6 protein-coding genes are annotated in these 13,126 nt (G+C 57.8%); 2 read left to right on the forward strand and 4 right to left on the reverse strand.

The annotated features are described in order from the left end of the window. Positions 1-4: 4 nt before the first annotated feature. Together IE099_RS10850 and IE099_RS10855 are read right to left on the reverse strand one after the other, a co-directional pair. On the reverse strand, positions 5-382 hold the full coding sequence (locus IE099_RS10850) for a hypothetical protein (RefSeq protein ID WP_189569949.1): 378 nt from the start codon (positions 380-382) through the stop codon (positions 5-7). Positions 383-550: 168 nt separating this feature from the next. After that, on the reverse strand, positions 551-1,225 hold the full coding sequence (locus tag IE099_RS10855) for a PEP-CTERM sorting domain-containing protein (RefSeq protein ID WP_189569950.1): 675 nt from the start codon (positions 1,223-1,225) through the stop codon (positions 551-553). A gap of 415 nt (positions 1,226-1,640) precedes the next feature. On the opposite strand from IE099_RS10855, the gene IE099_RS10860 reads away from it, so the two are divergent. Further along, positions 1,641-4,151, forward strand: a complete 2,511-nt coding sequence (locus IE099_RS10860; RefSeq protein WP_189569951.1) for a right-handed parallel beta-helix repeat-containing protein — start codon at positions 1,641-1,643, stop codon at positions 4,149-4,151. A 1-nt stretch (position 4,152) separates the two neighbouring features. Here IE099_RS10860 and uvrA read toward each other — a convergent pair whose 3' ends face one another. Further along, a complete protein-coding gene (gene uvrA, locus IE099_RS10865; RefSeq protein WP_189569995.1) occupies positions 4,153-9,597 on the reverse strand; it encodes an excinuclease ABC subunit UvrA in 5,445 nt (1,814 codons plus the stop codon). A gap of 464 nt (positions 9,598-10,061) precedes the next feature. Between uvrA and IE099_RS10870 the strand changes: the two genes are divergently transcribed. Then, positions 10,062-10,724, forward strand: coding sequence for a C40 family peptidase (locus IE099_RS10870; protein WP_189569952.1), 663 nt, complete (start codon positions 10,062-10,064; stop codon positions 10,722-10,724). Here the strand turns inward: IE099_RS10870 and IE099_RS10875 are convergent. Continuing rightward, a complete protein-coding gene (locus IE099_RS10875; RefSeq protein ID WP_189569953.1) occupies positions 10,721-12,736 on the reverse strand; it encodes a glycoside hydrolase family 97 protein in 2,016 nt (671 codons plus the stop codon). The genes IE099_RS10870 and IE099_RS10875 overlap by 4 nt on opposite strands. Positions 12,737-13,126 lie beyond the last annotated feature (390 nt).

The following is a 13,126-nucleotide window of genomic DNA, read 5'->3' on the forward strand; positions in this document are numbered from 1 at the left end:
CCTGTTAGGAAAAGATCGAAGAGACGGCTCCACAGCCCATCATAAAGGAAAAGGCGACGACGGGAGTCACAAAGATTTGTGCCAGGCAGAAGAGGAAAGTTTGCCCGGCCACCGTGCGGGGAGTGACCCCGGAACTGCCCTCCAGGCGCGTGATTCGTAAGATTGAGGCGAAGATGCCCGAGCCAATCAGGAGGGCGAGCAGAACGAGAAGCAGAAGCTCATCGAGAATTTCGAGAAAGGGACTGCTGCTCCGGCGGGAGTAGGACAGAACGAAACTCAAGGTCACCGCCCCCAGCGCGGATAGGCCGGGAACAAGCCAGCAAAAAACCATCAGCCAGCCTTGCACCGCAGAGGGCTTCGGTGGCGGGATGTTTGGTTCCATGCGGGGATCCTAACAAGAGCGGGACTCGGGCAAAACCAGATTATCCTCAGCCTAAAAATAAGAACCCCGCCTTCCTGTGGGGGGGGAAGGCGGGGTTTTGTGGGTTTTTAGGGGTTTTCTTTGGGCTGTATGGGTTTTTGGTTTGGGTTTTTTTGTAGGGGAAATGTTTTAGCTGCGGCGTCGCACAGTTAGAAAGCCAAGGCCGATGAGACCAAGAATGGCAGTGCTGGGTTCAGGGATTGAGGTCTGGGAGAACGAGACGTTATCATAATCCACCGCTGAGTTGTTATAGTTTGTTGCCTGATTACTAAAGCCGAATTGAACGAATCCTCCGACCATGCCGGCATCGATCGTCACTTCCAGCTCTTCGCTGATAGGCCCAGCCAAGGTCGAAGTATCGGCAGTGGGGAAGGCGAGAAGAGTGCTGAAGTCATTGGGAAAAACTTTAATGAAGGCGATGGCGGTCGATGGCGGTAGCAATGCATTGGTTGCGGCGGGCGCAGCGTCGAACGAGAAATACCAAGTGGAGCCCACATCGTCGATGGTGATGGCTTGCTGCTGGTAAACGTTCATCTCGATTATGTTTCCCGCACCCTGATCCCCAGCGTTACCGTAGTCGCTGTAGACGACCATCTGCTGATCCCCGGGAGTGCCAGAGAGACCTGCGGCAGAAGCTCCTCCAAAGTTGGTACCACCAAAATATCCCCCCAAATAGTTTGCTCCGGTAGGGTCGAAGACATTGGCAAACCATTGCCATCCTTCACCACCAAGTGACGCGGCGGAATCTGAGGCGTCAAGAGAGTCGAAGTTGGATGCGAAGCCGACAATGGCGCCGTTTGACATTCCAGCTGCAAGATTTATTGAGACGGCCACGCCTATCAGTTTGTTCTTCATGGGTCTTTCAGCAAAGCAAAGTCGGGGACTAAATCAACACAAAAATTGCATGAAGTTACATATTCTCCAGAAGGCAAAGAACCGGAGGTCCCTAAAGCGAAATTGCTGGGTGGATTTTCTCAGCGCCTCGGTTTAACCGGGGAAAAATTTTACTCTTTGTTTCCGTCGGAATGTTATTTTTTCTTCGGAATTAGTCGAAAGCTTCACCAGTTCCTCATCTCTTCGTGCTTTGGCTTTAAGAAGCAACTGAGGTCAGTACCTCTCGTCTAAGGTTGAACTTTCAGTTCGGATTGTATATCGAAGTCGTCATTATCGAACTTCTATTTTTGAAGTTTGGTAATGAAGCAAACAACAACAATGCAGCATGATTAGGACAACGCTTTTTCTAACGGTTCTGTTTGTTTTCGCGAATCATCTCGCGGCAAATAGTCAGGTCGTCACTACCCATTCGGACCAGGATGATAATCCCGTCGGTTCCGAGCTCTCACTGCGCGAGGCGATTCGCGAGGCGGGTGACGAGCTTTCCACCATTACCTTTGATCCCAGTGTGGGCGCCCAGCGCTTTTTTATAACCGGAGAGTCGCTTTTGATTTCAGATCCTGAGCCCTCCAATGAAGTGAACGGAGCCTTGATCATCGATGCCTCTGCTTTGGAGGAACCCATCGTAATTTCTGCGATTGGTCTGCCCGCCGATACGGACGCGTTCAATGTCACCAATCGGAGCCTCATCTTGAAAAATGTGATCATCGAGGATGCTCCCCGCTATGGCATCCTGGCTGCATATGGGGATGCCAGTGATATCACTTTGGAGGATGTGATCATTCGTTACTGTGGGAACAGTGGGATTAATTTTGCTTCGGGAGACCTTGTGATGAGTCGCTGCGAAGTGCATGGCAATGGTTTGAAAAAGAAGACCAATGATTCTGCTGGATACGGTTTGCGCTTCTATTTCGGTCGCACAGTGGAGATTCGGGAGAGCTGCTTCTATCACAATTTTGGGGGAGGGGTTGCCATTTCGGGGCTCCCGGACAATCGATTCGAAAAGGGCTTTCTATCCAACTGCACCATTGCGGAAAATGGGTTGTCGAAAAGCAAGTCGGACGCGGGCGGGGTTCATACCGAGGGCTCATTGCCTATCATCATGGCCGATTGCACCATCGTCGACAATTTGGGTGGTGGGGTCGCGGGTGGAAGCAATTTGGCTCTCTATAGTTGTATCGTGGCCCGAAACCGGGAGGAAAATAGTGGTGAACTTCTCAACTTGATTGACCACGCGTCTTCGCGAATCGACTCAATGGGATACAATCTTTGCGATACCACTCCGGCCGCACTGGCTCACTCCGGTGATGTGCTTGGGGTGGACCCCAAGTTGTCTCGATTGGGATACTTCGGAGGGGTAGTGCCGACTTGCTTCCCAGAGCCTGGTTCGCCTGCGCTTGGGGCCGGAAATCCCGGGCACGCGAATGCGTTCTTTGAAGGTCTTTACGATGGACGCGGGTTTGCGCGCAATGCCAGTCGATCCGGGGCTCCAGCCTCGAACATTCGGGATATCGGGGCGGTGGAAGCCGCGACCCACGTGGCCTACTATGTGACCTCTGCCGGGACCGATGGCCCGGGCACCCTGGATACGATGATCAACGCGCCGGGTCCCGCCAATCGCCGCATCATCTTCAGCCCCGCAATGAGCGGAGCAACGATTTCGGTGGGCTCTCTGGAATTGGGGAGTGGGGCCCATATCGACTTCGACGCCAGCAGCCTGGCGGTGCCGCTGACCTTGCAGACAACGAACAGCCAGCGGGGTTTCTGGTTGCGGGAAGGAGCCAGCGCGTCCTTTCAGAATATTCGCTTTCGATCATCGGGAAGTTCCTCCAGTGAACCGTTTTTCGCAGTGGCCAGAGGTTCCCGGTTGGGAGCGAATCGATGCGAATACAGTGGCAATGCCCGCCGCTTCATCTCGTTGGATATCACGGCCGGTCTCGCTTCCCGCGTACTTCTCAACGAATGCAACTTTGAGGATAATGTGATGTCGGCAGGGGCTATTATTTCAGCCAGTCAACAAGCTCCTTCGATTCAGATCTGGAATTCGACCTTTGATGGCAATGAAAGCACTGGAGCCAGCGTGAGTGCGGCGATGATTGCCTATTCGGGAACGGACCGGAGTGTGTTGGAGGTGCGAAATTGCACCTTTGACGGCACTGTTGGAGCGGCGGTGTATAGCAACAATTCGCGTCTCTGGGTCAACTATTCAACCTTCTCCCAAAGCCATGGGCCCGGGGCGCTGGTTATCCAGAATGGAAGCTACAATCGGGTGAGCAACAGTCTTTTCTACGAGAATACGAGTAGTTTGGATGTGCTCGGAAAGGCTGACCTGAATGTGGTGGTCAATGCGGGCAACTTCCGATGGGATGGGAATTGGAGCACTATTGCGGGCACCTCGTTCGCTAGTCAGAACGACTTCGTTCTCGCTCCGTTGGGTGAGTATGGGGGCTTTTGGAGAACCCGCCCCTTGTTAGAGGAAAGCATCTTGATCGGGAGCAATGAAGATGCCGCCCGGCGGGTCTTTGACGCTCACTACGACCATGTGACCCTGGCAGTCCTCCCGACTCCGGGAGCGGTGGCAACATTCGCGGATTATGAATCGACCGATGGAGCTATCGATCTGACTTTGGTCAATGTCGCTTCTGGCCAAGCCGAGGTCGAGGTCACTGCCCCGCCGGCTATTCTCCTGCAATTCTATGGTGGAGAAGACTTGTCCTCGCTGGTGCCCATCGATTCCGCGTTCTCGACCAACAGTATGGCCCCGGAGGCTCATACCGTTACCCTACCGGCGGTTCTGCCAGAGAAGTATTTTCTACAGATTCGCTCAGTGCTCTGATTCACAGAGCGCTTTTCAGGAAAGGCGCGGTCTGAGATTTTTTAGAGTTAGCGACTTGTTCGGGAGTGCCTTGGGCGACGATCGTTCCACCATCAGATCCGGCTTCGGGGCCGATGTCGATGATGTAGTCCGCTTGCGCCGCGAGGTCCATGTGGTGCTCGATGACGATGACGGTGTGACCTTCCTCGACCAGGCGATGGAGAACGTCGATGAGCTTGGCCACGTCGCTGGCGTGCAGTCCGATGCTGGGTTCTTCGATGAGATAGAGGTTCGCGATCTTCATGCCCGAGAGCGCGGCTTTGGGGGAGCGCCCTTTGATCAGTTGCGAGACCAGTTTGATGCGCTGGGCCTCTCCGCCACTGAGGGTGGGGCTGGGTTGGCCGAGCTGCAGATAGCCCAGTCCAGTGTCCGCGAGGAGGGAAAGGGTTTTGCTGAGCTTGGGCACCGCCGAAAAGAATTCCGCGCTTTCCGCGATGGTCATGTGCAGGACCTCGCCGATGTTGCGGCCATTGTAGGTGACCTCCAGGGTGGCGGGATTGTAGCGGTCGCCCTCGCAGGCTTCGCAGTCAATCCAGGTGGCGGGCAGGAAGTCCATCTCCAGCTTGATGCGTCCATTGCCTTTGCAGTCCGGGCATTGGCCTTCTTTATTATTGAAGGAAAAGCGCCCGGCATCGAAGCCCCGCATGCGGGCCTCGGGCAGGAGGGCGAAGAGCTTGCGGATTTCGTCGAAGAGTTTGACGTAGGTCGCGGGGCAGGAGCGCGAGGTCTTTCCGATGGGGGTTTGGTCGACCTCGTAGCAGGCTTTGAGATTTTGAAAGCCGCTGATCGACTTCCAGGTCTTCTCGACGGACTTTTTGGAAAGAGAGTCGAAGGCCGGCTTGATGGTGCCGCGCATCAGGGAAGACTTCCCGCAACCCGAGACTCCGGTGAGAACGGTGAGCCGTTCCAAGGGAATGGCCGCGTCAATGTTCTTGAGGTTGTTGTGGGTGCAGCCCTTCAACTTGAGCCAACCCTTGGAAGAGTTCTTGGCAGGAATCCTGCGCCGCGGTGGTTTGAGGAAAGGCTGATGCTCGTGACCGGTGGCCGCGATGAGTGCTCCGCCCAGTCGTCCCGCGCCGGGTCCGAGGTGAATCTGGGTGTCCGCGCGGTCCATGGTTTCTTCATCGTGTTCGACGATGAGGAGGCTGTTGCCCTTTTGCTGGAGAGCGCGCAGGGTGTCTAACAACTTCACGTTGTCGCGGGGATGCAGCCCGATGGTGGGCTCGTCGAGAACGTAGAGCACGCCCCGCAAGTTTGAGCCCAGCTGGGCAGCGAGTCGGATTCGCTGGGCCTCACCACCCGACAGGGTATTGGCTGAACGGTCGAGAGAGAGATAGCCCAGCCCAACCTCGGCGAGAAAGTGGAGGCGCTGGGTGAGCTCGGGCAAGATGTCGCGGGCGATCAGTTTGTCGCGACCAGTGAACTCCAGGGCCTCGATGGTGTCCTTGGCTTGCAAGACCGATTGGTTGGCAAGTGCGGGCAAGGAGAGGTGCATCTCCTCGGAGATGTAGACGTGACGTGCATCCTCATTGAGACGGGTGCCGTAGCAATCGGGGCAGATGATGAGCTCGGTCTCCTCGGCTTTGTCGAGCTTGCGGTCGTAGTCGATCTCGGCTTCGGAGACCGAGTTGAAAGCGGAGGAATCGAAGCGACTGCGGCTGGTAGTGATGTGCCCGTAGCCCCGACAGCTCTTGCACCATCCGCGCGGGGAGTTGAAGGAGAAGTGGCTGGGGTCAGGCACGTCGAAGGAGCGGCCGGTGGCGGGGGAAACGCGGGCGGTGGACAGAGGGACGATCTTCTTTTGCGAAGTGAGCAGCCGACACGTGCCTTTGCCAATCTTGAGAGCTTCCGAGAGCTTCGCTGCCAAGTTGGCGGCGGTTGCCTTGTCTTCTTTGGAATCAAAGATCACGGCGTCGATGTCGTGCTCCACAAAGCGCTCCAGTCGCTGGAAGCCTTCGGTTTCCTTGAATTGGCCATCTACTAGAACTCTCGTGTACCCCTGCTTGGCGGCCCAGGCGGCGACGTCGGTGTGGTACCCCTTGCGACCGCGGATGAGGGGGGCGAGGAGAACGATGGGGCCCTTCTTTGCCTCTGCCTTGAGCTTCTGCAAGATGGTGTCCTCGGTTTGCGAGATGACGGGAAGGCCGGACTCGGGACAATGCTGAACCCCGACTTTGGCAAAGAGGAGGCGCAGAAAGTGATAGAGCTCGGTGATGGTGGCCACCGTGGACTTGCCGCCGCCGCGCGAGACCCGTTGCTCGATGGCGACGGTGGGGGGTAGTCCGGAGATCTTGTCGACATCGGGCTTTTCCAACTGCTCGGCAAACTGCCGCGCGTAGGGCGACATCGAGTCGAGGAAGCGCCGCTGCCCTTCGGCAAAGACGAGGTCGAAAGCGAGGGTGGATTTTCCCGATCCCGAAAGCCCGGTGACGACCACCATCTCGTCGCGTGGGATCTCGAGGGTGATGTTCTTCAGGTTGTGATGACGCGCGCCGTGGATCGAGATCACGTTCTTCGCCTTTTCGGTGCGGGGAGTCGCGGCAGGCGTTTTGGCGCTCTTCGTCTTTCTCTTTTTTCCTAAGAGAGGAGCGAGGAACTCACCGGTGAGAGTCCCGGTCTTGGCGACTTCCTCCGGTGTGCCCTCCGCCACGATGTGACCGCCGTGGGTGCCGGCACCCGGGCCCATGTCGATGATGTGATCCGCGCACTTGATGACATCGAGGTTGTGCTCGATGACAAGCAGGGTGTGGCCGCTGTCGACCAGTCGCTGGAAGATGAGGACGAGGCGTTCGATGTCGATGAAGTGAAGGCCGGTGGTGGGCTCGTCGAGAATCAGGAGCTGGGATTCCAAGGTGGAGGTTCCTAACAGCTGGCAAAGTTTCAGCCGCTGGGATTCCCCTCCGGAAAGAGTGTTGAGCGGCTGTCCGAGGCGCAGATAGCCCAGGCCGACATCGATCAGGGGCTGCAGGAGGTGGGCCGCCTTGGTGAGAAGAGTGACTTCCTTCTTCGCCAAATCATCGTCGTTTGCGAGGAGGCGGGCGGTCCACTCCACGAATTCTTCGATGGTGAAGGTGAGGACGTCGGAGATACTAGAATCATAGTATTTGTAGTCGAGGGCCGACTGGTTGTAGCGCTTGCCTTCGCATTCCGGACAAGTGAGGTAGAGGTCGGAGAGGAACTGCATCTCGACTTTCTCAAAGCCATTGCCGAGGCAACGCTCGCAGCGACCCGCACCCGAGTTGAAGGAAAAGAAGCCGGGCTTGAGGGAGGCCGCTTTGGCTTCGGGAGTGAGGGTGAAGAGTTGGCGCACGGCTTCGAAGGCTCCGAGGTAAACCGCGGGAGTGGACTTGGGAGTCTTGGCCAAGGGCGTTTGGTCCACCAGCTGGACCGATCCGATGCGGCCCTGGGGAAAGACCAGCCGCGAGATGGGGGCGGGTTCTTCCTCCGACTCTTGACCTAGTTCGCGCGCCAGATTGAGAAAGAGACCATCGTGGGCGAGGGTGGATTTGCCACTGCCGGAGACTCCGGTCAAACAAGTGAAGCGCCCGAGGGGCAGCTTCAGGCTGACATCGCGCAGATTGTTCTGATTGACGCCCGCGAGCTCGAGAAAGTCTTTGGGTGCTCTCCGTTGTTCGGGAAGGGGGATGCTCTTTTGCCCATTGAGATAGGGCAGGGTGATGCTTTCCTTGGAGCTGCCCGTGCCGGGTCCCTGATAGACCAGATGGCCGCCGTGCTGACCGCTGCGGGGCCCGATATCGAGGAGGTTGTCGGCGGACTTCATCACCGCCTCATCATGCTCCACCACCAGGAGGGTATTGCCCTTGTCGCGCAGATCTTCCATCACCCCGATGAGGGCCTCGATGTCGCGTGGATGCAGTCCCACCGTGGGTTCGTCGAGCACGAAGAGAGTTTGCGAAAGACTGGTGCCGAGGCAGGTGGTGAGGTTGACGCGGGCGATTTCTCCCCCGCTCAGGGTGCGGGCCGGGCGGTCGAGGGTGAGGTAGGAAAGGCCGACTTGCTTGAGGTAGTCGAGCCGGGTCGTGATCTCCGAAAAGATGAGATCCAGAGTTTTGTCGAGAACCAGCGGCGGGGTCTCTTGCCGGACTTTTTCCATAAAGGTGGAGAGGTCCTCGATGGAGAGACGCCAGAGGTCGGGGAGGGTCTTGTCGGCGATCTTGAAGGCGAGGGCTTCCGGACGGAGGCGGCGACCCCGGCAGGCTCCGCATTGGGTATAGCTGCGGTAGCGGGCGAGAAAGATGCGGACGTGCATCTTGTAGGCCTTGCTTTCCATCCAGTCGAAAAAGCCCTTCACGCCATACCACTTGCCCTCTTGCCAAAGGGTCTCGGTGTCGGTGCTGCCGTTGCCCTCGCCATAGAGCAGCCAGTCCTGCTGGTCCGGGGTGAGGTGGCGGAAGGGTTCGTCGAGTTCGATGCCGACTTCGGGCGCGAGCCGCTCGAGGTCCGCCTGGCATTCTTCGCCGCGCTCGCCTTGGAAAGGTTTCACGCAACCATCGGCGATGGAGAGGGAAGGGTTGGGGACCGCTTTTTGCAGATCGATGCCAATGACGCGCCCGAATCCCCGGCACTCGGGGCAAGCGCCGAGGGGATTGTTGAAGGTGAAGAGGGCCGAGGTCGGCTTTTGCAAAGGGGCCCAGCTGGTGCTGAAAACCTTGCCTGCGGAATTGTCAGCCGAGGGGGTCGCCAATCGAACAGTGGCTTCGCCCTTGCCGAGTCGCAGGGCGGCTTCGAGGGCTTCGAAGAGACGCGATTTGTTGCGCGAGGAGGCTTTGACGCGGTCTTGGATGACGTCGACTTTCCGGAAGGACGCCAGGTCGAGATCGGGATTGGGTTCGTCGGTTCGTTGGGCCGTGCCGTCGGGGAGGAGGAGACGCAGATAGCCTTGGGCGCTGAGGAAGGGGAAGAGATCTTCGCTATTGGTTTCGGCCGGGATGGGGACGGGGAAAGTGACGAGCACGGGCTCGTCGGCGAAGTGCTCGAGGGTCCAGGCGGCGGCGCTGGCGGGGGTGTCGGGCGAGATTTCTTCGCCGGTGCGCGGGTGGTAGCCTTTCGCGAGACGCGGGTAGAGGAGCTTCAGGTAATCGTTGATCTCCGTCAGGGTGCCCACGGTGGAGCGGGTGGTGCGGATCTGGTTTTTTTGCTCGATGGCGATGGCGGGCGGAATGTGGTCGATGCGATCCACCGCCGGCTTGTCCATGCGATCGAAGAACTGCCGGACGTAGGGCGAAAAGGTCTCCACATAGCGCCGCTGGCCCTCGGCGTAGAGGGTGTGGAAGGCGAGAGAGGACTTTCCCGAGCCCGAAGGCCCCGTCACGACGGTGAGCTGGCCGAGGGGGATATCGACATCGAAGCCCTTCAGATTGTGCTGCCGGGCCCCGCGAACTTGGATCGCGTTCGGGCGCGTGGAGGCTTTTGAGGCGGTCTTCTTCGCGCGGGTGGAAGAAGACTTTTTGGGGGCTTTGCGGGCACTCTTTTTTGCGGGCACGCGCTAAGACTAGCGAGGGTGTCGGCCTTGGCTAATGGTTTTTGAAAAGGGTCGCCGCTTGTCTTTTGAACGATGGGATCCCAGTCACGGACGGAGATGTATTTTGTCCGGAAGCGCGGGCCGGAAGGGCGAGTTCGAACCTGGTGGAATGGCGGAGGAAGGAACGAGGATGGTTTAGTCTTGCGAAATTCTTTCCGAAAAGTTTGAACAACAAGAAAGTTTGTCAGTCTATGTCATTAAGTGTTCCGATGTTCCCCAGTAAAAAAAGCCCCCAAAACCTCCTTCTGCTTGCCTTGGTAGCTACTCTCTCGAGTAGCTGCCAAGTCAGCAGCAAGTGGGATTCCAGTTCAGTTGTCCAGAATTTCCCCATGAACCACGCTCAGTCGCGGCCGGCCTCGTTTATTCCAGTAAAGTATCGAGTTCCAGCTCCAGATCCCAGTCGGGTGTCGGTCGCGACGGCAGGGCGTTCCACCCTGCTTGGGGTTCCACTTCCGACTTTTGGTCGCGAGCAGACCCGGGTCGCCGCGATTCGGGAGAGTCGACCAACTTGGCCCCAACCAGTGGCCACCTATCATCCTCCGGTTCATCTGAACCCTCCTCCGGTTTCCACTCCCAGTGTGCGGGGAAAAGTTCGTCTCGTGAACGGATTGGCCATTGCGCCATCCGATGCTCCCCCCGTGGTCCATCGCGCGGTGGCTGCCGGCAATCGCTTGCAAAAGATGCCTTACAAGTGGGGTGGCGGGCACGCCGTCCTCAATGACAATGGCTACGATTGTTCGGGCACGGTGAGCTATGTGCTCCGTGAGGCCGGCTTGATGAAGGGGCAGATGCCTTCGCGAGGATTCTTCAACTATGGGGAATCAGGCGAGGGCGAGTGGATCACGGTTTGGGTGCGGGATGGCCATGTCTTCATGATCATCGGCGGGTTGCGGCTCGATACCGGTGGCTCCACCACCCGCACCGGACCGCGATGGAAGACCAGGAGCCGGAGCTACAAAGGACTGGTCCCCCGGCATCCCCGCGGGCTTTAGCGGGAGCTCCCGAGTTCTTTGGACGGGGAGCGGAACAGGACGCATGCTCCACCGCCAGCCGCCAACTTGAGGGTCAGGCTTTCACCAGAACGAACGGGGCGAACCTCGGTCTCATAGCTTTCCTGATTCTTCAAGTAGGAGGCGTCTTCTCCATCTTGAATGATGAGAGCTTCCATGGGCTGGGCACCGAGAAAGTCCAGAGGGACAACCAGTTCGCGAGGCTCCTCATTGGTGGTGGCGGCCAGGAGAATGGTGCCGTCCGCCGCAGTGCGTCGCATCACGATGTAGTTGCCAATCTCGCCCGCAATGGTGGTGCTGTCTTGCCAAGGCTGTTTTTGTGCGGACAAGAAGGAGAAGAGCTCGGGGTGGGCGCCGAATGATTCCGGTGCATCCAACACGATCGATTGACCGCTGAAGGTGGCGAGGATGCGGGCGCATTCGCCTACGATGGTGGAAGGAATGGCCTCGAAGACGCGGGGCCGGTCCTTCTCGGCTCCTTCGAGAGCGAACATTCCATTGTTCATGTCGATGGGGCCGACCACCATGTTCACGAAGATGGAGGTGTTGAAGGTAGAGGGCGTGAAAGAGCGCTTGGCGTCAGCTTGGGCGTGGCAATACTCGCGGGTGGTGCAGTTGGGCCAAGTCCGGTAGTCGCCATTGGGGGGGATGGGGCCGTCGTGGAAGTTGCACATCAGCTTGTATTTGGCGCAAAGGCGGATGATCTCGTTGGTCTTGTTGACCTTGCCCTGGCGATTGGTGCCGGTCATGAAGCCATATTTGATGCCGGCCGCGCCCCAGGCTTGGTAGGTCGCGAGGGTTTCCTCGAAGTCGTAGTTGATTCGCGCTTTGTCGTTGATGTAGAGAAAGATGCCGACTCCTCGTTCCTGGCCGTATTTGATGAGGGCGGGGACGTCGATGGCCTCGTCCCAGTTTGGCGGTGCGGGGCTACGCACAATCTCACCGGAGGGCAGCTGTTTGAGCAAATGATCGCGGCTGACCTTGGGGTCCATTTCTGGGTCGAACTCTGGGCCATACCAGTTGGCATCGAGCAGGAGGTAGGGGACCTCTTTCGCGCTGGCAAAATCGATGAACCGCTTCCAGGACGCCATGTCCAAGCCGTATTCGAAACCGTCTGGAGCGACGTATCCCCATGTGCGCCAGTCCCAGAAGGTGAGGCCGGGCTTGACCCAGGATGGATCTTCGATGGCGCAAGGCGGATTGAGATTTTCCAGCAGATTGGCATCGACCAGGCCGCCTGCGGTGTCCGCGATGAGCATGGCTCGCCACGGGCTGGCGAAGGGGAGCTTGACGCTGGATTTCTCAATCCCCACTTGGAAGCCGTTGGTCGCCTCCTGTGGTCTCAAGTCCATCCAGCTGAAGTCATCGAGGTGCGCTTCCGCGATGGTTGCAAACGACTCTTCGTCAAATTGGATGGTCATTGGCAGTCGCCGGGTGGTCTCAATTTGATTGAGGGGTTCCGGTCCGACGTTCGGGGCCTCACCATTGTATGACCAGGCGGTGCCACTTTGAGAAAAGTTGAATTCGGTGAGGTCCTCCAAAATCACGAGGGGGGAGGAGTGATCGCCTTGCTCGATCTGATAGCGCAGGGCGAAGCCTTCGTCGTAAACGCGGAAAATGACCGTGAGCTTCGGGTCGGCGGGGTTTTCCGACCCAAGCGAGACGGAGGCCTGTTGATAATGGTCGAGGATGCTCTTGTTCTTGCCCCAAACTGGCTCCCAAGTAGCCTTCTCAGTCTCAATCTTGGCATCAAGCGAATCCCACTTCACCGTCTTCGGCCCCCAGCGCAATCCGGTTTGGCTTTCGCTGACGAACGTTTCGTCATCGCGGTCGACTTGATAGGTGAGACCGTGATCCTTGAGCTCCCAGGTGAGGGATAGGCGTCCGTCCGGAGATTGGATCCGGCTTTCGGCATTGGCGCAGTTGCATCCGAGGAATAGCACAACCGGAAGAGTCCGAAGTGAACGGGCGTTGACATGGGGAAAAGACGACATAATGCACCTATCAACTGCCGGTGCCGGTGCTATTGGACGAAATTTCAGGAGTTGTTCACACCGGTGGAACGCATTGAGGGGTCAGGGGTGGCTTGGAACCCATGACTTTGCGTAAGCGCTTGATTCTCTTTAATCAGTTCCCGAGAAAATCTGAACTGCTGCAGCGTCACGTCGTCCTCTCCGGCGGAGATTCCTGCCCCCGACTACTCTTTCGTCCTATAAAAACACCTATCCGAGTCCGCAATTGGTTCGGTGAAAGCACCCAAGGAGGCCTCAGGCGAGCGAGTGACTTCACCGCGGGGTGCCCGGATTTTTGTATGCACCGGATTGTTTTGAAAGCGTGGGCCAGATTTTTTTTCTGCTTCGGGCTGAATACTTTTTCAGAAGCCC

Origin of the sequence: Roseibacillus persicicus, assembly GCF_014651675.1 — a bacterium.
Lineage (GTDB): Bacteria > Verrucomicrobiota > Verrucomicrobiia > Verrucomicrobiales > Akkermansiaceae > Roseibacillus > Roseibacillus persicicus.